Below are 23,657 nucleotides of genomic sequence, written 5' to 3' on the forward strand. Positions count from 1 at the left end.
GCACCAAGGAGGTTGAAATGGCAAGTGTACATGAGAAGCTGGAGCGTGTTCGCAAACCACGCGTTCACATCAAATACGAAGTCGAAACCGAAGGCGCGATGGTAGTCAAGGAACTGCCTTTCGTGGTCGGTGTGCTCGGTGATTTCTCCGGCAATCCCACCCAGCCGCTCAAGCCGTTCGGGGAGCGTAAATTCGTTCAGATCGACCGCGACAATTTCGACGAAGTCATGCGGCGCATGACGCCCGGCCTCAATATTTCCGTTGCCAATACGCTGCAAAAGGATGGCACGGACATGCAGGTCAACCTGAAGTTCGAAAGTATGGATGATTTCGAACCCGGCGCTGTCGTGCAGCAGGTTCCGGCGCTCAAGGCGCTTTTGGATGCCCGCAACGAACTGCGCGACCTTCTTTCCAAGGCCGACCGTTCGGAAGATCTGGAGCGGATGCTGGAGGATATTCTGCAAAACAAGACCGACCTCGCAACGCTGGTTTCCGAACTCAAGGAAAAGAACGGCGCGAACGAATAATCGCCTGTGTGGAGGAAAATCTCCTCGAACGGCCCCGCTTGGGGCTTCTAACTGTTCAAGCGGCATTTTCAAAGCCGCATGTGGAAGGACTGAAACATGAGCGCTGAGAGCCTGCTGAAAAATGAAGCACAGGCAACGACCGCCGAAGATCAGGGACTGCTGTCCAAGGTGGTTGCCGCTACCCGTCAAACCGAACCGGACCGCGCGCAGAACCTCCTGCGTACGCTGACCGATCAAGCACTGAAGGGGACGGTAAAATATGATCGCAACCTCACCGTCACCCTTAACCACGCGATCGCGGAGCTGGACCGCACGATTTCCGAACAGCTCGCCGCTATCATGCAGGCGCCCGAATTTGCCAAGCTTGAGGGCACTTGGCGCGGGTTGAACTATCTCGTCAAGAACTCCGAAACGAGCGTCAACCTCAAGATCCGCGTCATGAATGCCGGCAAGCGTGAACTGGCGCGCGATCTCGAAAAAGCCGTCGAATTCGATCAGTCCCGCCTCTTCAAGGCGATCTATGAAGACGAATTCGGCACCCCCGGCGGCGAACCGCTCGGCGCCATTATCGGCGATTACGAATTCGACAATTCCTTCGATGACGTCCAGCTGCTGCAAGGCGTCTCATCGATCGCGGCGGCAGCCTTCGCGCCATTCATCTCTGCTGCCAGCCCGCACATGTTCGGTTTCGAGGACTATCGCGATCTCGCCCGTCCGCGCGATCTGGAAAAGATTTTCGACACGGTCGAATATGCCAAGTGGCGCAGCTTCCGCGAAAGTGACGATTCCCGTTTCGTCACGCTCGCTCTTCCGCGTGTGCTGGCGCGTATGCCCTACGGCCCGAAAACCAACCCGATCGATGACTTCGCCTATGACGAAACCAAGGGTGCGGTGAATGGTGACCTTGAGCATGACGAATATTGCTGGATGAACGCCGCATACGTGATGGGCACCAAGCTGACCGATGCCTTCGCAAAAAGCGGCTGGTGTACGGCTATCCGAGGGGCTGAAAACGGCGGCAAGGTGGAAAACCTGCCCATGCATGTCTTCTCCAGCGATGACGGCGACCTGGATCTGAAATGCCCGACCGAAGTCGGCATTACCGACCGCCGCGACGCCGAACTCGGCAAACTCGGCTTTCTGCCGCTGTGCCACTATAAGAACACGGACTATGCGGTGTTCTTCGGCGCCCAGACCGCGCACAAGCCGAAGCTCTACGACAAGCCGGAAGCAACGGCCAACGCCGCCGTTTCGGCACGTCTGCCCTACATCATGGCCACGTCGCGTTTCGCGCATTATCTCAAGGTCATGGGGCGCGACAAGATCGGCTCATTCATGGAAGCGTCCGATTGCGAAGTCTGGCTCAATCGCTGGATCGCCAACTACGTCAACGCCAATGACGAGGCGGGTGAGGAAAGCCGCGCCAAATATCCGCTGCGCGATGCCAAGGTGACCGTGCAGGAAGTGCCCGGCAAACCCGGCGCCTACAATGCGGTCGCATGGATGCGGCCCTGGTTGCAGATGGAAGAACTGACGACCTCGCTGCGCATGGTCGCCCGTATTCCGTCGAAGAACTGAGCCTGGTGCGGGGTGCTCAGCCACCCCGGCCCCGTTCATCATCCGGAGCACACTCATGGCGCATCAGTCCTTCACGGACGCCCGTATTTTCGCCGACCAGCTCATCGCCCTCATCGACGATGCGCTGACCGGCCAGGTGAACGCTATTCTCCACCATCCCGATTTTCAGGCGATGGAGGCGAGATGGCGCGGGCTTGCCATGGTCGTGCGCGAGGCGGGCCGCAGCACCGACGTGAAGGTGAAACTGCTGAACGCCAGCTGGCGCGACCTTGCCCGTAACACGGAACGCGCCACCGACTTCGACCAGAGCCATCTTTTCGAGGTCGTCTATAACCGCGAATTTGGCATGCCGGGCGGCGAACCGGTCGGCCTTCTGATCGGTGACTACGCCTTTTCCCCTGATGATCTTGATGGTGCCGATTCCATCACTACGCTGTCACAGATCGGCATGGTGGCTGCGGCCGCCTTCTGCCCTTTCGTAGCGGCGGCTTCGCCCTCCACCGTTGGGCTGCAGGACTTTTCGGAGCTCAGCCGGGTCCATGACTTTTCCTGGCTGAAACAGGAGAAATCGCGGCTGCGGTGGAATGCGCTTCGCGCACGCGACGATTCACGCTTCGTAGGCCTTGTCGCACCGCGCGTTTTGCTACGTTCTCCCTACAGGCCCTATGCGCGCGGGCGGGATGACGGATTTCCATTCCGCGAGCATGTGGCGGAAAGCGGCGAGACCCTGCTGTGGGGCAACGCCGCCTTTGCCTTCGCAACGGTTGTGGTGCGCAATTTCGTCGATTCCGGCTGGTTTGCGGATCTGCGCGGTGTGACACAGGACGCCGTGGATGGCGGCATGCTCTCTGCCCGACAATTGCCACCGCTTGATCTCGGCATCGAGAGTAACGGCCTGTCCGCCCAGCCGCCCGTGGAAGTGCAACTGACGACTGGGCAGGAACAGCAATTTTCCGATCTGGGCATCATACCAGTCTCCACAACCTATCTTTCCGGCATGGCGATCTTCAACGCCAACCAATCCCTGCATGCACCCGGCCATTACTCCACCGAAGCGGCGAGGCAGAACGCCCGCCTCGCTGCCATGCTGCAATATGTGCTGTGTGCCTCCCGGTTCTCGCATTACCTCAAGGTCATCATGCGCGATGACATCGGCCAGCTCAGCGATGCCACGACCATCGAGCGTAAACTGGAAAGCTGGCTTTCCTCCTATACGCTCGGCAACGACGATGCGGAGGCGGCGTTGCGCACGCGCTATCCGCTGCGCTCTGCAGGGATCAATGTCTTCGAGGTTCCCGGCAAGCCCGGAACATTCTCATGTACCGTCCGCCTTCAGCCGCATTTCCAGCTCGATGACGTCTCCACGAGCTTCCACCTCATTGCCGAAACCATGATGCCGGCCACCGCCGCATCCCGGCCTTCGGCCGAGCCGCAAAGGATATCCGCATGACGCTGCGCGACGAAATTTCCCGCCTCCTGGACGACAACCAGCTGCAAGACGCAATCGGGCTCGCGCGGGACCATGTGAAAACCAGGCCGACCGACAAGGATGGCCGCCATTTCTACATCGATCTGCTGGTCCTCGCCGGCGACTATGAAAAGGCCGATGCGCAATGCAATCTGGCCGCAACATTCTCACCGCAGGACAGCGTCGGTTTTTCCCTCTTCCGCCACCAGCTGCGCGCCATGGCCGCACGCAATGCGTGGTTTGAAAGCGGCGCCGTACCGGATTTCCCCGGCGGCCCCTCCGAACTTGACCAATTGGCCATCCGGGCGAACATTGCCGCGCGGAGCGGCGACGTCGAGGGCGCGAAAGACGCGTTGAATGAACTCGACGAAAAACGCGGCAATGTGCCAATCGGCCACGACGGCAAAAGCGCCGGCGACATCCGCGATCTGGACGATCGGGTTCCGCATGCGCTGGAAGTCCTGACCAATGGCGGACGTTATCTCTGGATCGATTACGGACGCATCGAGAGCCTCAGCATCGACCCCATGAGCCGCCCGCGCGACCTCGCCTTTCGCGGCGCCGAACTGACGTTGCGCGACGGGGCAGTCGCATCCGTGCTGCTTCCTGCGATCTATCACGGTGCGGGCGACGATGTCGGCCTCCTTCTCGGTCGAGAAACGCACTGGAGTGAGGGTGAACCACTGATAACGGGTCTCGGCCAACGCTGCCTGCTGATTGGCGACGATGTTGTGCCGTTCCACGAAATCGGCGCGCTTTCCGCCCTGTCCGACGAAGAAAGGCAGATCGCTCGTGGTTGATCCGCTGGAGCAATATCGCGCAGGGCAAAGGATGCTGTCGCGCTCGGTTCTGGACCGGCTGCTCGATGACGCGCCGGATGCGGAAACGGATATGCTCGTTAGCCTGAAGGATCAGGCCCGCGAGATGCGCGAGGTGATCCGCCGCGACCTCGAGGCATTGCTCAATACTCGCCGCAACCCGGCCGGCCCGCCGGCTGCGTTGAAGGAACTGTCCGATGCCCTCGTAAGCTACGGCGTGGACGGCATTCTTTCAGCCAATCTGGTGACGGATGCCTCCAAGGCGCGACTCGCTCGCAGCATCGAGCGGCGGATTTCCCTGTTCGAAACACGCCTTGCCGACGTGCATGTGACGATCCTGAAAAACCGCACGGATGGTGACCGGGCGCTTCGCATGCGCATACAGGCAAGCTTCCGCCTACAGGAAGGAATGCCGCCGATCAGCTTTGAATCCCGGATCGATCCTTCCACGCAGCAATTCCTGGTGGAGGCGACGAATGGCTGAAGGCTTCCTCGAAAAGTACAATGACGAGCTTTTTGCGCTGCGAAAGCGCGCATCTCGTTTCGCGGCGGCGTTTCCGAAGATCGCCGGAAGGCTGCGGATGACGGGCGACGTTGCCGACGATCCGCATGTCGAGCGTCTGATCCAGAGTTTCGCCTATTCCGCCGCCCGGGTGCGCCAGAAGCTGGATGACGAATTCCCCGAACTGTCGGACAGTCTGCTGGAAACGCTCTATCCGCATTATCTTGCCCCGATCCCTTCGATGAGCGTCGTGCAATTCGCCCCGAGCCCGGCGCTGGCAACCGTGCAGACGCTTCCCCGCCACAGCGAAATTCTCGCCGAACCGGTTGGCGGCGAAAGCTGCCGTTTCCGCACCACGCAGGACGTCGAGATCGTTCCACTGGAGATCGCAGCTGCCACACTCACCGGTCAGCCGATCGATGCCCCTTTTTCGGCGTCCTTTGCCGGCACGGCCAGCTGTTTGAGGCTTTCGCTACGCAGCACGGCCCCGCGCAGCGGTACTTTCCCGGAAATGGGACTGACGAAACTGCAGATTTTCCTGTCCGCCGCATGGCAGCAGGCGACAGCGCTTTACGAGCTTTTGACCAACCATTGCGTCGGCATGGCGCTTGCGCGTCACGCCGAGGACAAGGAAGCCGTTTTCCTGCCCGCCGGAAGTCTTACGCCGTCCGGGTACTCTCGCGATAAAGCCATGCTGCCATATCCAGCCAACAGTTTTGATGGATACCGGCTTCTCACCGAATTCTTCGCGCTGCCGCAGAAATTTCTGTTTCTCGATATTGACGGCCTGCAGAAATGGGGCGGCGGCGACTGCGAGCTATACATTTATCTGGATGCGGCGGACACGCGGCTTGAGCGCATGGTGTCGGTCAGAGATTTTGTGTTGAACGCCTCACCGGTGATCAACCTGTTCAAACAAAGTTGCGAACCGCTCAGTCTTGATGGTACGCGGACGGAATACAGGTTGCTGCCGGATGCACGGCGGCAGCGGACGCGCGAGATCTATGCCGTTGAAAACGTTCAACTGACCAGCCGTTCCGGACAGACCGAGAAGACGTCTCCGTTTTTTGGTCGCACACAGCGCAATAATGGCGCAAACGTTTACTGGCAGATACAGCGCCGGTTCGATGATGACGGCTCTTCCGATACGGACATCGCCTTCGTGGATCAGAAGCGCGGCCCGCTTGGGCCGCTCGACATGGTGGCAAGCATCGATACACTTTGCCTCAACCGCGAACTGCCAAGCCAGCTTCCCTTTGGCGGCGGGCACCCATTCCTGCAGCTTTCTACCGGTAACGAGGCGGTGAAATCCATCCATGCACTGATGCCGCCGACGGAGGCGATCCGCGTCAACGAGCGTTCGGCACGCGAGTGGCGGCTGATCTCACATCTTCTCCTCAACCATCTCTCGCTCAGCGACAACGGCGGCGCACCGCTGAAGGACATTCTGTCACTGTATTCCTTCAGGGACAGCCCGGAAACCCGACAGATCGTGGAGGCGATCAGCCATGTCGAGGCGCAGAATTCTCATGCCCGGATTGGCTCGGCCATGGTACCGGGAACAGATATCACGGTGGAGTTTGACCCGGCACTGATCGCGCGACCTGCCGCATTTGTTTTCGCCGGCGTCCTCAACCATTTCTTCGGGCTCTACACCTCGATCAACAGTTTCACGCGACTGACGGCGACGATGCGAGGCCACTCCAAACCGATTGCCCGCTGGCCAGCCCGCGTGGCCGACCGGCCGCTGCTTTAGGAGACGGGTATGGAACAGCAGACGCCAACCATCAAAGACAGACAGGCGGCGCTTCTCAGCAACGATCCCGGCCGTTTTGACCCTGCAACCGCGTTTCGCGTCGCCCAGTTCGTTTCGGCGGATGACGGGATCGTCATCGGCGCCCATGGTGGAATACAGCCGACACCGCTTGCAGTCAGCGGTTTCAGCCGCAAGCGCGGTCATGCCGAACTGAAATCAGCCTTCGCGCCCATCGTCGGGCCGCTTGGTTCACTACCGCCGACCTACGGCGAACTGCTGCAACGGGAAGAACGCAATCGTTCGGGCGCGCTGGCGAGCTTCTTCAACCTATTTGCGGCAAGGTTCAGCGAACTGTTCGTATCCGCGACGGAAAAATACCGTCTTGCAAGGGGTTTGCGCTGGTCGGCCGGTCAGACGGACAACGGTTTCCGCAAAACACTGCTCGCCCTCACCGGGTTCCGCACCGCTGGTCTGGTTGAGAAAGCAGGCGTGAGCGAAGACGCGCTCCTGCGTTTCAGCGGCCTTCTGGCCGGCCGCAACCGCAATGTTTCGGCCCTGACATCAATGCTTTGCGAATTCACGGGACTTCCGGTCCATATCGAACAGTTTCGCCGGCGTTGGGTGGCTTTACCGCTTCACGAACAAAGCCAGCTGGGGAAGGCATCAGGACTGAGGCTCGGACAGAACTCGACAGCGGGAAGCGCTGTCGAAGATATGAGCGGCGGCTTCCGGGTCGTGATCGGCCCTGTCGCATATGCGGATTACCTAGCCCTCACGCCCGGTTCGAAACGGCTTGCGGAAATATTTTCTCTGACACGCCTGTTCGTCGGAAGCGCATTGCACTTCGATGTGCAGGTGATCCTGAAAAAGGAGGACATTCCCTTTTGCCGCCTCGGCCAGTCCGATGCTCCCGCCCGTCTTGGCTGGAACAGCTGGGCTCGCGTGGCACCCGCCCAACAAGACAGCGCTGACGCTGTGGTGACCGAGCGGGAAGGCTCGGCAATTTCCGCGTGAGGGCATGGATATGAAGCTTGCACTCAAGGACACACGCAATATTGGAGCAGCAAGAGCCAGTCAGTGGACTTTCGAGCGCGGCCGCCGCGTCATTGGCCGATCGCGGGAATGCGACTGGCAGATCGACGACAATGAACGGCGTGTTTCCAAGCTGCACTGCACGCTCAACCGCGATGGCGAGGGCTTCACGATAATGGACCAGAGCGCCAATGGCACGCTGGTCGATGGCCGCCTGCTGCTCGAAGGCGAAAGCGCACGTCTCCGCGACGGTTCGCAAATCAACATTGGCGGGCAGGTTTTTCAGGTCGCCATCAGCGGCGATGCCGAACTGGACTTTTCCGATCCCGACGCATCCCTGCGAATGAGCGACGAGCCGCTGACCATTTCGGCGATCCTTGCGGATATCGCCCCGAACGGCCGTTCGGCCGGCGGCATGATGGGTAACACTGCCTCCGTCGACGATTGGTCCGAAACATGGCGGGAGGGCGCCAAACGGAAGGCGAAATCCATTTCGCGAAATGTCGAGATCGGCTGGAGCGAACCGCCCGCGGCGCATGGAATAAGTGCCATTCTGCCTGATAACTGGGATGAGGAGCCGGTTGCAAGCAGCGAGCACGAACATACCGACGCGCTAAACACGCCCGTCATGATCTCTCGCCCGGTTTCGGCCGCCCGCAGCGAAGATTTCGACAATCTTTTCCCGGAGACAGAAGAAAACTTACGAGTGGAAAACGTATCGGCTGCAGGCGTTTCTACCGCGCCGGAGATTGGCGATCTTCTGACCACGTTGGAGCAGGAAAGCGCCGATTGTCTAGCCGTTCTCGACCTCGAGAGCGAGCGCGCTGGCCAAGGTTCGTCAGCCTCCTTGAGCGAGCGGATGGAAAGGCTCATCCGCCAGCAGCGGCAACTTGCCTACGCGATTGAAACCCTGATCCATGGTTGCACGCAAAGGCTCGAGCCGAGGCTTATCGAGGCGTCTGTCGACGCCGGCAGCGATTTCCGGGCAAAGATCGGCCGCCGGGACTGGCAGGGGCTAATCACCAAAACAGACTATTGGTCCGCCTACAAAAAGCAATTCGAAGAAAACGGCCGTCCATTGCCGGTCAGGCAGTTCCTGCAGCGCGCAGCGCGTGGTGAAGCCGCGCCGGGACGGCAGACTGACGCGGCCACAGCCGATGCCAAGGGGGTAAATGACCACGATGAGACATGAGAACCGTGTAGCCTGGAGCGAGGGCATGTTTCTTCGCGTCCAGCATTTTCAGCAGTCCGACCGTTGGACCGAACGCCTGGTGCGCAACACCACACGCAACCTTTCGCCCTATCCGTGGGGCGTCGCCGAGATCGGGGTCGATCGCAGCGCCTTGTCGATAGGGCAATTCGCTCTGTCGAACCTGCGCGGCATTCTTCCAGATGGAACGCCCTTCGAGGCGCCTGAAGATTCCGACCTGCCGCCGCCGCTCGATCTCGATGAAAGCGTCAAGAATGCCATCATTTATCTTGCCCTGCCGGCTCGGCAACCGGGCAAGGCCGACATGTCCGCCAGCGGCCACAATGACACCAACAATGTGCGTTTCACCGCATCCACCTATCAAGTCTCCGATACCAATATAGAGACGGATTTCGTGGCCCCGATTGATGTCGGCCGCCTGAGCCTGAAGTTCCTCAAGACCGGTGACGATCTTTCAGGTTATGACCTCATCGGGCTGGCGCGGGTGATCGAAGTCCGCTCCGACCGTGCGGTCATTCTTGATCCTGATTTCATCCCGCCAAGCCTCAGCTGCGCGGCTGCGCCCCGTCTCAACGAATTGCTGACGGAGCTTCTGGGGATTGTGCGCCACCGCGCCCAGGCGATCGCCGAACGCATCGGTGACCCGACGATCCGTGGAACGGCGGAAGTGGGCGATTATTTCCTGCTGCAGATCCTGAACCGGGCCGATCCGCTACTGGCGCATCGCTGTGCCAACGCTACGCGTTTTCATCCCATCCGCTTTTACGAAGACTGCATCCAGCTTGCCGGCGAGCTCGCCACCTTCACCACGGATAGAAAGCGGGCGACAGATTTCCCGCCCTATCGACACGACGATCTGAAAGCCACCTTCGGCGCTGTGTTTGATGATCTGCGCACCTCGCTGTCTGCGGTTCTGGAACAGGCGGCCGTCGCAATCGAACTGGTGGAACGCCGTCATGGCGTCCGCGTCGGCACTATCCACGACCGCACGCTTCTGCGCGACGCCGGCTTCGTGCTTGCCGTGCGGGCGGATATGGCTGCCGAGGATATTCGCCGTCGCCTCCCGGCACAGATCAAGGTCGGTCCGGTGGAACGGATTTCCGAACTGGTTAATGTGGCACTGCCGGGTATTCCCGTGCGGTCCCTGCCGGTTCTGCCGCGGCAACTACCCTATCGATCCGGCACCGTTTATTTCGAGATCGACACGCAGTCGCCGCTCTGGAAACAGCTCGATACTTCAGGGGCGATTGCCCTGCATTTGGCGGGAGAATTTCCCGGGCTTGAAATGGAAATGTGGGCATTACGCGAATGAGCACGGAAAACCCCTCTTCCTGGCAAGACTTGCCAACGGTGGTCGAGATCACCGAGGAAAGTCGCCGGCGCAACCAGAACGCCCGCAACATGGCGGCAATCCTGGAGGACATCGTCGAGACCGACGAGCCGGCAGGGCCCAGCAGGGCAAAGGCGACTGCCATGCCGGTCGAACAGCTGCTGACCGGTTTCCACTTCGGCGGCGAGGAGGTTCCGACACTTGTGCAATCGGCAGCTCCCCTTCTCAACCTCGCACATCTGCTGCGCTTCAGCGATGCCGAGCCGGATCCCGACCAGCTTCGCCGCGCCTGCGTTGAAGCAATTACACGCTATGAACGCGACCTCGCCTCCGCCCGCATCAGCCCCGAGCGGGCAAGGGCTGCGCATTATGTCGTCTGCGCGACGGTCGATGACGTCGTTCTCAGCAAGCCTTGGGGTGTGCGGGCAGGCTGGGCGCGCTCCGGGCTCGTTTCCACGTTCCACAATGACGTCACTGGCGGCGACCGGGTTTTCGACATTCTCGACCATTTCCACCAGTCGCCCGGCGCCAACAAGGATCTGCTGCTTCTGATCTATCTGTGCTTGTCGCTGGCTTTCGAGGGACGAACCCGCGTTTCACCGAAAGGAGCGCTCGAGCTTTCACGCATCCGCGACAGCCTCTACAAAACGCTGATCGGCCAATATGGCGCCTTCGAACGGGAGCTTTCTCCGCATTGGAAAGGCGTCGATGCCCGACATACGCCATTGCGCGCGATGGCGGCGCTCTGGACCCTGCTGTCGCTGATGGCGCTCGCCTTCGCGCTCGGTTATCTCTTCTTCACGCTGTCGCTCAACAGCGCATCCGATGTCACCTTCGAAAGACTTGCTCATCTGCCGCCGAACGAAACACCGAGCGTGTTGATCGCAAGCCCTCCTGCACAAACGCCGCCGCCAATTGAAGTGGAAACTCCCCGCGTCGTTGATCCACCCAAAATCGTGGAGCCGAGACAACCCTCCCGGCTTGAAAAGCTGATGGCCTTCCTGCAGCCAGAAGTCGACAGGAAGCTCGTGACCCTTGCGGATGTGAACGGGCGGCTGCGGGTTCGCATCAACAATTCGGGCCTGTTCACGACAGGCAGCGCCGATGTCAGCCCGCAGTTCCGCGATCTCATCCAGCGTATCGGCGGCGCGCTTGCGGCTGAGAAATTTCGTGCGGTGGTCATCGGTTATACCGACACCGTGCCGATCAAGACGGTGGAGTTTCCATCGAACTGGCACCTTTCCGAGGCGCGCGCCAAGGCCGTTGGAGACATTCTTTCCCAATTCACCGGCCCTGAAGCAATCCTGACCGAAGGCCGGGCCGACAGCGACCCGATCGCCGACAACAAGACGGAAGAAGGCCGTCAGATAAACCGCAGAACAGAAATCATGGTCCTGACCAATCCCGATGAAAAACTGAGCGATGCCGGCATTCTCTCGCCGCCCATACAGAACAGCCCGGGACAGCAGCCGGGAGAGACCCAGCCATGAATCCATTGAGCTATTTTTATACGATCCGCTCCTATGTAGAGAGCTATGCGGCCCTCGTCGGACGACGTTTCCTGTCGCTTTTATGGGTGATAGCGCTCTGCGTCGTCATCTGGTTCTACGGCTATCTGATTGCGCTCGGCGATTTCAAGCCGCTTGGAACGGTGCAGGCCCGGCTCATCGCCATCGGCATCATCGTCGCCATCTGGCTTGTCTACATCGTCGTCACGATCTACCGCGGACGCAAGCAGGACAAGGAACTCGTCGACAGTATCGAGCGCGAGGCGCTGGCCAATCGGCAGGCGGAAATCGGCGAAATCCAGACACGCCTGAAGGAAGCGCTCGCTCTCTTGCGACGCGTCACGAAAAAGCGCTTCGGTTATATTTACGACCTGCCCTGGTATGTGATCTTCGGCGCCCCCGGTTCCGGCAAGACGACGGCACTCACCAATTCCGGCCTGCAATTTCCGCTTGGCGATGCGCTCGGCGAAAATGCGGTGAAGGGCATTGGCGGCACGCGCAACTGCAACTGGTGGTTCGCCGATGAGGCGATCCTGATAGACACCGCCGGCCGCTATACCACGCAGGACGATCTCGACGGATCCTCAAAGGCCGGCTGGGAAGGTTTTCTCAGCCTCCTGAGGCGATATCGCCGTTCGCAGCCGATCAACGGCGCATTGGTTACCCTCTCCATCCCCGATCTGCTCAACCGTGATCCCGAAGAACAGCGGCAGGAACTGCGCTCCATCCGTCAGCGGCTTTCGGAACTCGACGAATATCTGCGCGCTCGGGTCCCGGTCTATATCGTTCTGACGAAGGCCGACCTGCTGCATGGTTTCGTGGAGTTTTTCGACGGTTTCAACAAGACCGATCGCCAGCAGGTTTGGGGCGCAACCTTCAAGCTGGATGAGAGCTACTCCGCCGAGAACCTGCCGCAGCGCCTGGCGGAAGAATTCGAGCTGCTGCAGCAGCGGGTCGATGCCATGCTGATCGAACGCCTGCAGCAGGAACAGAATGCGGAGATACGCGGACGCATCTTCCGTTTTCCGGCCGAGCTGGCGCGGCTGAAAGACCGGCTGCACGAAGCCCTTGCCGAGCTTTGCGCAAGTTCGCCGCTCATTGAGGCGCCGCTTCTGCGCGGCGTTTATCTCGCGTCGGGAACGCAGCCGGAAACGGAAAGATCTCCCGCATCCCCCAGAACCCGCCGGAGCTACTTCCTCTCGCGGCTGTTCAAGGACGTCATCTTCCCCGAAGCTGCACTGGTGATGCGCGACAAACGCCTTTCCGGGCGGCAATTGCTGGTGCGGCGCATTGCCTATGGCGCATCCGCCGCCGCGGTCGCCATTGTCTTTACTGGCTGGATTTTCGCCTATTTCGCCAATACACAGGCGCTCGCCGAAGCGGATCGCAAACTTGGCGCTTATGAGCAACTCGTTCAGGGAATTCCCGTACGAGACGTCGCAGATGCCGATTTCCTGCGCATCCTCCCCGCGCTCGACAATCTGCGCGATGCCAATTCCGGCTTTGCCCGCGAACGCATGTGGAATGTCAGCTTCGGTCTCGATCAGGAAGACAAGATTGCCGGGCGCCAGCGTGATGCCTATCAGCGCGCGCTCAACGCCCTGCTGCTGCCGCGCATGATCGTGCAGCTGCAAAAGCAGCTTAAGGACGAGAAGGATGTCACCCGCACGTTCAATTCGCTGAAACTCTATGGAATGCTGGGCGGGATGGGTGCACTGGACCGCGATTTCCTGACCGTGCAGACGCATCAGATGTTCGCATCGCTTTACCCTGGTGATGGAAGGGCTGCGGTGCGAGAAGCGCTGGACCAGCACGCAAAGGCGCTGGCCAACGGCGTGCTTGCACCGATCGAGCTCGATGCGCGGCTCATCGCTACCGCCCGCGAAACGATCCGCGATCAAGCGATTAGCACACGCGCCTACGATATTCTCGCCGGTCTTCCGCAGGTGCGCGAATTGATGGAATGGACACCCGCGGCGGCTTTCGGTCCTCTTGGAGAGCGTGCTTTCGAGCGTCGCAGCAAAGCGCCTATGGCGGAGGGCATAGAGGGCCTCTTCACTGCGGACGGATATCACCGTGTCGTCATTCCGCAAGTCGCTCATGCCGCCCGCATCGCACTTTCCGAAGGCTGGGTGCGTGGTTCTGATGATGCCATCAAGGGCGCGACTGTGGAGCAGGTGGCGCAGGCCACGCTACAAATCTATTTCGACCGTTTTGAGAAAAAATGGGTTGATATGCTGGCCGACCTTCGGGTCAGACCGTCCCAGACCCTCGGCGACGCAGTGGAAACGACCCGCGCGCTTGCCAATGAGCGCAATATCGTGATGGAGGCTGCCAGATCGATCGCGAAGGCGACCGATCTCCGCCCCGGAGCAAACCCCGCCACCCTCGCCTCCGCTGCGGAAGGCGACGCAACCACAGCCGTTCTGGCGGCCTCGGTGAATGCGTCCGATCCCTATGCGAGACTGCGCGACATGCTGGCGACTAAAGACGCAGCCACAACGGGCGAGCAGGCCAATGGCGACAAGACCGGTGGTTCGCCATCGGAACAGTTGCTCGCGCATTTCAAGCTGCTGAACGAACAGCTTGCCCGCTCGGCAACAACCTCCGATGAAGTCGCCAAGGTGTTCGACGTGGACAGCCAGCTCACCAAGGCCAATCAGGACCTGCTGCAGCAGGCCCGCGAACTGCCGGCACCGCTCGACGTCTGGGTGGCAGGCGTGGCAGCGGATGTCGGCTCGCTCGCGGTGAAGTCCGCTCGCAGCCGCATTGCCGAACTCTGGGCATCAGATTCAGCCTCCCTGTGCTCTTCGATCGTCACCGGTCGTTATCCCTTCGACCGGACTTCCGCGCGCGATGTCGCCATTGCGGATTTCACGCGTCTCTTCGGGCCGGCAGGGGTTTTCCAGAGTTTCTTCAAACAGCGCATGGAACCGTTTGTCGACAAGACGACGACCCCATGGAGCTGGAAGGGTACCTTTGGCGCGGCCGGCCTTCCCAGCAGCGCCGTCGCCCAGTTCGAAAATGCCGACAAGATTTCGCGCGCCTTTTTCCCGAATGGTAGCGAGACGCCGGCGGTTTCGATCAATGTCAAACCCGTCTCCCTCACCAATGCCTCCAGCGCGGTGATGCTGGAGATCGAGGGCGAGCGGGTCGTTTATTATCATGGTCCGGTCCAGGCGAAATCGATCACCTGGCCTTCGCGCGAAAACACGGCAAGCCTGTCACGCATCGCTTTCCAGCCCGGCGGCTGGCAGCAGGCCAAAACCGAAAATGGCGACTGGTCGCCCTTCCGCCTGTTCGACGGTGCCGATATCGAGAACCAGTCGGGTGATCTGCTGCGGGTGCGGTTTGAGAATGGCGGACAGGCTGCCGAATTCGATATTCAGTTCGGCTCGGTTCTCAATCCGTTCAAGCTGGATGCAATTGCCAGCTTCGCCTGCCCCGCGCAGTTCTAGGGACGGAACGGAATGGTGAGTTTCAAAGGAGAGGATTAGAATGAAGGCAGACACGATAAAGACAGCGGGTCATCGCAACTGATGGCCGATCAGGCATCAAGGTCCACGCAAACGGCGACGGAAAGCGATCGCATCGGTTTCTTCGGCAAGGTCCCAAGTCATGGCGATTTCATCTCCGATGGGCTCGAGCGGGAATTGATCGGTACCTTTGACGGCTGGATGCGATCCGGCATGTACGCCGGTGCGGATATGTTTACGGGCCGATGGCCCGAAATATTCTCTTCGTCGCCACCCATACGCTTCATCATTGAGCGCGGCATATGGGGAAACTGCGCCTATGTCGGTGTACTGGTGCCGAGTGCGGACCGGGTGGGACGCAAATATCCGCTCGCCATCATCGCGCAGCTCAATGGCTTTCGCGAACATCCACGAAGCCTCTATCTCGACGACACCTGGTTCATGGCCGCGGAGGCGCTGGCGGAGACATCGATGACCCGCGATTTCGACATCTCCCGGTTTATTACTTCGATCAAAAAACTACGTCTGCCAAAATCGCGGGAAGAGGAGGATGTGCCGGAAATGGTGCGCGGCCGTATGCCGACGAGCCTCTGGTGGTATATCGACCCGGTCAGCCGTCGTGCCCGCGGCCTCAAATTTGACGGCAAACCCAAAGCCTCCGATTTCGTGCGCCTCTTTAGCGACATGCCGGGCAAAGGCGGCGAGGACCGTTCAACGCCAGCGCCAATTCCAGCAACGGCGCCGGAGGAAACAAAACAGCAAATGCCGCCCGTGGCGCCAGCGCCTGCGCCGGCAGCGGAACAGCCGTCATCTGTGACCTACAGCTATGCCACACACCCTGGAACGCGGCTTTCCCTGAATGCGGATGCTCTTTTCGTTTCCCAGACACCTTCCCTCTTCGCCATAGCGGATGGCCAAGGTGATTCGCACAGCGCTGCAGAGGCCGCCCGTCTCGCCACGAATATTCTTGCGGAAACGCCAGATGCCGAAAACCCGGAGATGATGGCGCAACAGATCAGGGGAAGGCTTGGCACCATCAACAGCCTGCTCCTCTCCCGCCAGACGACCGGTGCCGATGTCAGGCCGATGGCCAGCGTCGTCATAGCTTCGATCATCTCGCGCAGGCTGAGCGTCCTGTGGTCTGGTGATGCGCGCGCCTATCTCCTGAAAAACGGCACCATGCACCAGCTTTCGCGCGATCACGTCGTTGTCGGCATGAAAAAGCAACTCTCGCAATGTGTCGGGCTTTCCCAGCAGTTCCGGCCGGACATCGTTTTCGAGGAGTGGGGTTTGCAGGACAGGGTCCTGCTGTGCAGTTACCCGCTGGTGCAGATCCTCCGGGACCGCGCCATCGCCGAGATCGTCTTCAACACCCCGGTCAAGGATTGCGCCAATGCCCTGGTCCAGGAAGCTCTCATCGAAAACGCCCGCGAGAATATAAGCGCTATTGTGATTGGAAACCGGCGTGAACAATGAACTTGCCTATCCGGAGGTAGCCGCACGCTTTTCCGACCTCTGGCGAAGCATCCGCCATGAGGGCACGCGGCAAAGAAGCTATCAGGAGCAGCAAGACCTGATCGACCAGATCCGAAATGCGCTGGATCGAAAATTACCAGATATTTCTGGCGAAAAACCGGACTGGATTGCGGACAGCTTTGCCGTGAATTTCACAACTTACCAGAGCGAGACGACACTTTTGCTCCAATTGCGCCACCGCGATCTCGGCTCGCTGCACGCACTTAAAACCGTGCCGCCTGCCCGCAGGGACGACACCGTTTTGCTGCACCGTTTATGGGACGAGGCCGAGATCGGGCTCGCGCTGCGCCATCCCTGCCTTGTGGAAACGTCCGCCCTTTTGCGGTTACCAGATGGTCGGCCGGGTCTGTTGCAGCCGTGGTTTGCGCACTCACTGGCATCGATCATATCTGCGCAACCGATTGCCGCCTCGGAGGCGATCGTGATCCTTCGCCGCGTGCTGCAAGCGCTGAGTGCAGTGCATGCATTTGGATATGTGCACTGCGACGTCACGCCCGCCAATATTCTGCTGTCGGATGGTAAGTTCGAAACGGCAAGACTGGGCGACTTCGGCATCGCCCTGCAGATTGGTCGTAAACACGCCGGACAGGGCCTGCGCTTTGCTGCCTCAACTGAATTTTCGCCGCCGGAACAGATGCAAGGCGCACCTGCAAAGCCGGATCAGGATATATATGCCGTGGGACGGCTCGCGAGGCGGCTAATCGAGACGGATAAGGCACAATCACCGCAATGCCTCGCAGATCTTGCGGACGCCTGTTGCCATTATGATCCCGCTTTGCGCCCACAATCGGCAATGGAAGCTTTACAGCTTCTGTAACGCCTCATTGGTCAGTTGCCGCCGCCGGGAAGCGGCGCCGCCGCAGTCGGCACACTCTTCTGGAACACGGTCAGCAGCTTGGCCGAATCCACCAGCGGCGCGTTGCTGGCATAGAGCACATCGCCCTTCTGCATCTGGAAGAGCTGCATGAGTGCGATGCTGGAAGCGTCGCGCATGTTGACGTGATATATCACAGGCCGCATGGTCGTGGCCGTAGCGACCGGGCCTTTCGCGCCCGGTATCCTTGCGGCTGGAACCTGAACAATCTCATTGCGGAAGACATAGACATTGCGCGCGTCTGCGCGGTCATCCAGCAAGCCACCGGCGCGGCCGACGGCCTGCGCAAGGGTCAGCTTTCCGGCTTCAAACTGGAATTCACCGGCACTCTTGAAGGCACCGAGTGCGGTGTAGCTCGCCGCGTCGCCATCGATCATGATCTGATCATCCGGTGACAGGCGGATGTTCTGACGGTCTTCTCGCATGACGCGGTCAAGAGGCACGCTGGCCCTTTGCGAGCCGCGAACGACAGTGACCGTGGCCGCGCCCGCAGCGACAGTAGGGCCACCTGCTTGATTGAGCGCATCGAGCACCCGCTCCTGCCGGGCGGTGAGCACGATCTTTCCGGGATTTTTCACCGCGCCGCTGAGCATGACGGCGCTCGTCGGCTTATCAACGACAGTAACGACGGCCTGCGGATTCACGGCCGACCCCTTGAGGCCGGCAACGACCTGCGATTGCAGCCCTTCCGGTGTGGAATCAACAACTCTCTGTTTGCCAACAAATGGAATATTCACCGAGCCGCTCTGATCCACTGTAAAGCGGCCAAGATTAAGCGTCTTGCTCTGTGTCGGGGAGAAAAGTCCGTCTTCTCCCGTATCCAGCACGGTAATGTCGATAACGTCGCCGCGCCGCAATCTCTGGGAGTTGTAACCGGTGTTGCGAAGCGCGGTAAGGCCGGGCCCGGAGGCGTTCTGTGTGCTTGCGGCGGAAACCGTGGCTGCCGATGCGTTAGCCAGCTCGATGACGGGGATTTTCTCGTTGGTTCGCGGTAAAGTCGCAGACCGGATATTGCCTGCGGTCGGTCCGTCAGATGGCTTTGCACATGCGCTCAGAAGAGCCATCAGCAAAATCGCCCCCAACTTTTTCATCCCTCGTCCCCTCAATGATTCAACCTGACGCAGAGATAACATCCCGACACGTCATCGCAACAACTTTAGCGGTTGCAATTTATGGAAAACCTTCTGTCGAAAGAAAGGGTGTGACCATTCCGCAACCTTTTTGGATCCGGCCGAAGCAAACTCCTAGAATGCACCGATGAGAAATAAGCAGGACAACGACTCCGGTGGCGGCAATTGGCTTCTCCAAACCGGATGCAGGAGCCAAGGCTTTCAACAATCCCGCAGCGCCGAAATCAGCCCGCCCTCAAAACGATCCCGAGCACTTGTTTCCTGTTTACATCGTTGGAATGCCATCACCGACAGAAAAAGACTGTCTGCCGCAGCAAACTTGCTCCCATATACACAGTTGACAAAAACCCGTTGAGCCGATAGAAGCCGTTTCCTTATCAAGGAACTCACCTCTAATTGCAGCCGCTTGTTTTGGCGTTCGTGTGGCTTTCCCACGATCTCCGCCACCCCGCACTGGTTCTGATGATTTTATCGAGCTCCCCTGGCGCGGCTCAAACGGGTCCAGTTGCTGTGTACAGCGCGGAACAACTTTTTCAAGGCGATAGGATCGCTGCTGAGGAGTCAAAGCGCTCCAGCCTGGCCAACGTTTGCTGACCCAGTTCCACGGCACCGAAACCCTTCGCTCGCTGGAACTCGGCTTCCGTGCTGAACACCATGCCCAGCACAACTTTCGTCGTGCCATCCTGATCTTCAGGCCCACGCATCGGCATGTTGTGGCCCGTTTTCGCCCCATAGCAGCGTATAGGCGATCCTCTCTTCGGACCGGACCTCGACATAACGATGATGGTTCGGAAAGACTGTTCCGCCAGGGCTGATCATGTCAAAGACCCATGCGCCGCCGGTCCGCCGGTCAATGCTCATCATGCGGCGGGAAAAGCCGTCAGGACTCCGCCATTGTGGCAGCGCCTCTTTGTTCATCCAGGCTTTCCAGACGATGTTTCGCGGCACCTTCATCGTTCGCTCCAGCACCATGGTTCGCCCGGCCACGCTGGCCAGATTGCTGAGACCGGCACTGAAACCTTGTTGATAGCCATCGCGCATATCCTCCGCCTTAACAGCCTGAAATGTGTTTCAGCGTGGGATTTGACCCCTCCATGGCGCGAGAGGCTGACCCCCGCCACGCCGAAGAAACGGCAAATTGATCAGCGTGTTAACCTGCCCCAAGCAGGGTCAATTTTTCCGCGAGGCGTACAGGAAACGATAGACGTCGCCGCGCCTGTGATACGTGGCATAGGCGTCGAAATCCGTAGGCTCAAAACGGCGAAGGGTTAACTGCGAGGTCTGGATGGGTAGAGAGGTCTCAGGAAACACTCATCAGCCTTTTCAACCACCCCGGACGTCTAGTGGCGAGATCTGTGAACCGCAAGTCGTCAAACCTCGATCGGAAAGGAAAATCCGGCCTTTACCCGGTCCATGACGACCATGGTCTTGAAGCCCTTGATATCGTGGTTTTCGTAAAAGAACCGCCGGGTAAAGGCCTCATAGTCCTCCATGTCCTTGGCGGTGATGACCAGAATGAAGTCGGCATCTCCCGTCACATAATATCCGATCATCACTTCCCGGGTCGCGCGGATGGCCGCCTTGAAGCGATCGACAATATCGGCGCGTTCGCGCTCCAGTGAAACGAGCACGATCATGGTAATGCCGCGCCCAACGGCCTTCGGCGACACGATGGCGACATCCGCTTCGATGACGCCATCTTCGCGCAGACGTTTGAGGCGCCGCTGGCATGCGGTCGGTGAAAGATTGACGAGTTGCGCCAGCTCTTCCGACGTAAGGCGATTGTTTTTTTGAACGGCCTCAAGCAACGCCTTGTCCGCTCTATCGAGAGTATTCATGCACAAATCCTGCGTACGGAACCTAAAATAAGCGAAATTCCGGCTTGAACGATATAATTAACGCAGTCAACCGCTCAATGCGCTTGATTAGTCTCCCTGTAAATCTACCGGGAGCTCCATATGAGAAGTATTGCAAGCACTGCATTAAAAAACCTGCGGCGGCCCGATTTGATCGAGCGACGCGCTTTTCTCCATGGCAGTTGGGCTGCTCGCGATGAAACGCTCAGTGTCATTGATCCGGCGACCGGAGAAGATCTCATCGGTGTGGCGGCATGTTCGCTTGAGGATGCGGATGATGCCGTCAGTACCGCGAAAAATGCCTTTCCAGATTGGCGCGACAAGCTTCCAACCGAACGCGGGCAGATCTTGCGCGAATGGGGCAAGTTGATGCGCAACAACGCGCATGATCTCGCCGTCATAATGACGGCCGAACAGGGCAAACCACTCTCAGAATCGCTTGGTGAAATTGCTTACGCTGCCAATTTCCTTGATTGGTTTGCCGGCGAAGGCGAGCGCGCCTACGGCGAGACGATACCGAGCCATTTGCCCGACAGCCGTGTCTCGGTCCAGATGCAGCCGCTAGGCGTCACCGTAGCCATCACCCCGTGGAACTTTCCCTCTGCTATGATCACCCGCAAAGCGGGCGCAGCGCTTGCCGCTGGCTGCACAATGATCGTCAAACCGGCGCCTGAAACACCCCTCTCGGCGCTCGCTTTGGCAAAGCTCGCTGAGGAAGCTGAAATGCCCGCCGGCGTATTCCAGGTCATCACTGGTCACGCCGCACCACTTGCGCATCGTCTGTTGCAACACACCGATGTGCGCGCATTTTCCTTTACCGGCTCGACTGAAATCGGTCGTATTTTGCTGGCGCAATCGGCGGCGACCATCAAGAGGGCCTCGCTGGAACTTGGAGGTCACGCGCCCTTCATCCTGTTCGACGACGCCGATGTCTCCAAAGCCGTAAAAGGTTGCATCGGGGCGAAATTCGCAACATCGGGGCAGGACTGCCTCGCTGCCAACCGGATTTACGTCCAGCGAGGTATTTATGACCGCTTCGTCAGTCAGTTCGGCAAGGCAAGTGCCGAACTCAAGGTCGGCCACGGTTTCGAGGCTGGCATCGATATAGGGCCGATGACACGCCCCTCCGTCGCTGAAAAGTGCCGCAAGCAAATCGCGCAGGCCCTCTCTGCCGGTGCACAACTCATCTGCGGCGGGCAGGACAGTCCGCTCGGCGGCAATTTTGTCACCCCGACCGTGCTGGCCGATGTCACAGACGACATGCTGATCGCGCGGGAGGAGACCTTCGGTCCGGTGGCCGCGATCTTGCCATTCGATGACGAGCGGGAGGTCGTGCGACGCGCCAACTCGACGGAGATGGGGCTTGCGGCCTATCTCTACACCAACGATCTCGGCCGGGCGATGCGTCTGACGCATCAACTGGAATATGGCATGGTAGCCGTCAACACGCCGAAATTTACCGGCGCGCCCGTTCCCTTCGGCGGCTGGAAACAGTCCGGCCTTGGTCGTGAGGGCTCGCGTCATGGTCTCATAGAATATCTCGAACCCAAATATGTCTGCTTCGGCAACTTAGCTGCGTGAAAAGGAACTCGCCTATGACAATCGACGTCAAGAATATTGCGGAAATGGATCGAAACGCCGTTTTGCACCCTTTCACGCAGCTCAAGGATTTTGCCAGCGGCAAACTCGGCGAGCCCACCATTGTCGAAACCGGCAAGGGCATCCGCATTCAGGACGCGCACGGCAAGCAGTTGATCGACGGTTTCGCCGGTCTTTATTGCGTTAATGTCGGTTATGGACGTACCGAGGTGGCTGAGGCGATTTCACGCCAGGCCTACCGCCTTGCCTATTATCATTCCTATGCCGCCCACACGACGGATGAGCTGGCCATCCTTTCCGATCGCCTCGTCAGAATGGCACCAGGCAAAATGAGCAAGGTCTTCTACGGCATGTCAGGGTCAGACGCCAACGAGACACAGGCCAAGCTCGTTTGGTATTACAACAATCTGCGCGGCAAGCCGCAAAAGAAGAAAATCATCTCCCGCGAACGGGGATATCACGGCTGCGCCGTGGTTTCCGGCTCAATGACCGGCATGAGTTTTTATCACGACCATATGGACCTTCCACGGGCCGGCATCCTGCATACAGGCGTTCCGCATCACTATTGGGGCGCAGAAGCCGGTGAGACGGAGCTGGAATTTTCGAGGCGGCGCGCGGAAGAGCTGGACGCGCTTATTCTGCGCGAAGGACCGGACACGATTGGTGCATTCATCGCCGAGCCGGTGCTCGGAACGGGCGGTATCACACCGCCGCCGGAAGGTTATTGGCCGGCCATTCAGGAGGTTCTCAAAAAATACGATATCCTGTTGATTGCCGATGAGGTTATTACCGGCTTCGGCCGCACGGGTTCGATGTTTGGTTCACAGCATTATGGCATTGAGCCGGATCTGATCACCGTCGCTAAAGGCCTGACCTCGGCCTATTTCCCGCTTTCCGGCGCTATCGTCGGGGAGAAAGTCTACAAGGTGATGGAAGAAGGCGCGGATCGCGTCGGCGCCTTCTCCCACGGCTACACCTATTCCGGCCATCCTATCGGAGCGGCGGCTGCAAACGCCGTGCTCGACATCGTCGAAAAGGAAGACCTGCCAGGCAATGCACGAGCCGTTGGCAGCTATTTCCAGGAACAACTGAAGGCGAAGTTCGCCCAGCTTCCGATCGTCGGCGAGGTGCGCGGCGTGGGACTGATGGGCGCTATCGAATTCGTGGCGGACCGGGAAAAAAAGACGCGTTTTGCCCCTCAACTCACGGTGGGTGCACGCGTTTCCAAGGCAGCGCGCAACGGCGGTCTCATAGCACGCGCCATGCCGCATGGCGATATTCTGGGCTTTGCACCGCCGCTCGTTACGACCCGGGAGGAAGTCGACGAGATCATCGCCATTGCTGAAGCCGCTGTCCGCAGTGTCATGGATGATCTGGTCCAGGCCGGCGAGAAAATCTGATCGGCAGCTTCAGTTTTCAACGTCGCAAATGCTGCTCATTTCGACGGCAACTGCGCC

The 23,657-nt window shown here is 59.4% G+C and carries 17 protein-coding genes and 1 pseudogene; 15 read left to right on the forward strand and 3 right to left on the reverse strand.

The genetic code is table 11. From position 1 onward, the window contains the following. Positions 1-17: 17 nt before the first annotated feature. From tssB to ACZ5A6_RS19595, 13 genes are all read left to right on the forward strand, one after another. A complete protein-coding gene (tssB, locus tag ACZ5A6_RS19535) occupies positions 18-527 on the forward strand; it encodes a type VI secretion system contractile sheath small subunit (RefSeq protein ID WP_013760989.1) in 510 nt (169 codons plus the stop codon). A gap of 96 nt (positions 528-623) precedes the next feature. Further along, positions 624-2,105 carry a type VI secretion system contractile sheath large subunit gene (tssC, locus tag ACZ5A6_RS19540; protein WP_004431481.1) on the forward strand — a complete coding sequence of 494 codons (1,482 nt, stop codon included), beginning with the start codon at positions 624-626 and terminating at the stop codon, positions 2,103-2,105. A 55-nt stretch (positions 2,106-2,160) separates the two neighbouring features. Beyond that, positions 2,161-3,555 (forward strand): type VI secretion system contractile sheath large subunit, encoded by a 1,395-nt coding sequence (tssC, locus tag ACZ5A6_RS19545; RefSeq protein ID WP_111802158.1) that lies wholly within the window; start codon positions 2,161-2,163, stop codon positions 3,553-3,555. Then, positions 3,552-4,373, forward strand: a complete 822-nt coding sequence (locus ACZ5A6_RS19550; RefSeq protein WP_111796484.1) for a type VI secretion system accessory protein TagJ — start codon at positions 3,552-3,554, stop codon at positions 4,371-4,373. Before tssC (ACZ5A6_RS19545) ends, ACZ5A6_RS19550 begins: the two co-directional genes overlap by 4 nt. Beyond that, positions 4,366-4,875 carry a type VI secretion system baseplate subunit TssE gene (gene tssE, locus ACZ5A6_RS19555; RefSeq protein ID WP_464111297.1) on the forward strand — a complete coding sequence of 170 codons (510 nt, stop codon included), beginning with the start codon at positions 4,366-4,368 and terminating at the stop codon, positions 4,873-4,875. Before ACZ5A6_RS19550 ends, tssE begins: the two co-directional genes overlap by 8 nt. Continuing rightward, positions 4,868-6,649 (forward strand): type VI secretion system baseplate subunit TssF, encoded by a 1,782-nt coding sequence (gene tssF / locus ACZ5A6_RS19560; RefSeq protein ID WP_464111298.1) that lies wholly within the window; start codon positions 4,868-4,870, stop codon positions 6,647-6,649. Before tssE ends, tssF begins: the two co-directional genes overlap by 8 nt. A gap of 9 nt (positions 6,650-6,658) precedes the next feature. Next, positions 6,659-7,663 (forward strand): type VI secretion system baseplate subunit TssG, encoded by a 1,005-nt coding sequence (tssG, locus tag ACZ5A6_RS19565; RefSeq protein ID WP_464111299.1) that lies wholly within the window; start codon positions 6,659-6,661, stop codon positions 7,661-7,663. Positions 7,664-7,667: 4 nt separating this feature from the next. Continuing rightward, positions 7,668-8,873, forward strand: coding sequence for a type VI secretion system-associated FHA domain protein (locus ACZ5A6_RS19570; protein WP_464111300.1), 1,206 nt, complete (start codon positions 7,668-7,670; stop codon positions 8,871-8,873). Next, a complete protein-coding gene (gene tssK / locus ACZ5A6_RS19575) occupies positions 8,863-10,203 on the forward strand; it encodes a type VI secretion system baseplate subunit TssK (RefSeq protein WP_464111431.1) in 1,341 nt (446 codons plus the stop codon). Before ACZ5A6_RS19570 ends, tssK begins: the two co-directional genes overlap by 11 nt. Beyond that, entirely contained in the window at positions 10,200-11,711 is a 1,512-nt protein-coding gene (gene tssL / locus ACZ5A6_RS19580) for a type VI secretion system protein TssL, long form (RefSeq protein WP_464111301.1), read from the forward strand. Before tssK ends, tssL begins: the two co-directional genes overlap by 4 nt. Beyond that, the gene (gene tssM, locus ACZ5A6_RS19585) at positions 11,708-15,187 is read left to right on the forward strand and encodes a type VI secretion system membrane subunit TssM (RefSeq protein WP_464111302.1); all 3,480 of its coding nucleotides are present in this window, start codon (positions 11,708-11,710) and stop codon (positions 15,185-15,187) included. The genes tssL and tssM overlap by 4 nt, the downstream gene beginning before the upstream one ends. Positions 15,188-15,268: 81 nt before the next feature. Then, positions 15,269-16,681: a type VI secretion system-associated protein TagF gene (tagF, locus tag ACZ5A6_RS19590; RefSeq protein ID WP_025594822.1), complete on the forward strand. Its 1,413-nt coding sequence runs from the start codon at positions 15,269-15,271 to the stop codon at positions 16,679-16,681. Further along, positions 16,671-17,558 carry a protein kinase domain-containing protein gene (locus tag ACZ5A6_RS19595; protein ID WP_162694281.1) on the forward strand — a complete coding sequence of 296 codons (888 nt, stop codon included), beginning with the start codon at positions 16,671-16,673 and terminating at the stop codon, positions 17,556-17,558. Before tagF ends, ACZ5A6_RS19595 begins: the two co-directional genes overlap by 11 nt. An 11-nt stretch (positions 17,559-17,569) precedes the next feature. Here ACZ5A6_RS19595 and ACZ5A6_RS19600 read toward each other — a convergent pair whose 3' ends face one another. From ACZ5A6_RS19600 to ACZ5A6_RS19610, 3 genes and pseudogenes are all read right to left on the reverse strand, one after another. Next, complete coding sequence (locus tag ACZ5A6_RS19600) at positions 17,570-18,706, reverse strand: polysaccharide biosynthesis/export family protein (protein WP_013761001.1); 1,137 nt, start codon at positions 18,704-18,706, stop codon at positions 17,570-17,572. A 572-nt stretch (positions 18,707-19,278) separates the two neighbouring features. Then, positions 19,279-19,795 (reverse strand): annotated as a pseudogene (locus ACZ5A6_RS19605) (SRPBCC domain-containing protein); the annotation flags it as partial. Positions 19,796-20,115: 320 nt separating this feature from the next. Next, positions 20,116-20,583 (reverse strand): Lrp/AsnC family transcriptional regulator, encoded by a 468-nt coding sequence (locus ACZ5A6_RS19610; protein WP_019566776.1) that lies wholly within the window; start codon positions 20,581-20,583, stop codon positions 20,116-20,118. Positions 20,584-20,703: 120 nt separating this feature from the next. On the opposite strand from ACZ5A6_RS19610, the gene ACZ5A6_RS19615 reads away from it, so the two are divergent. Further along, the gene (locus ACZ5A6_RS19615) at positions 20,704-22,182 is read left to right on the forward strand and encodes an NAD-dependent succinate-semialdehyde dehydrogenase (RefSeq protein WP_448799163.1); all 1,479 of its coding nucleotides are present in this window, start codon (positions 20,704-20,706) and stop codon (positions 22,180-22,182) included. A 14-nt stretch (positions 22,183-22,196) separates the two neighbouring features. Beyond that, positions 22,197-23,600 (forward strand): aminotransferase, encoded by a 1,404-nt coding sequence (locus ACZ5A6_RS19620; RefSeq protein WP_464111303.1) that lies wholly within the window; start codon positions 22,197-22,199, stop codon positions 23,598-23,600. Positions 23,601-23,657: the final 57 nt, after the last annotated feature.

Source organism: Agrobacterium sp. 6Ca8 (genome assembly GCF_055382765.1).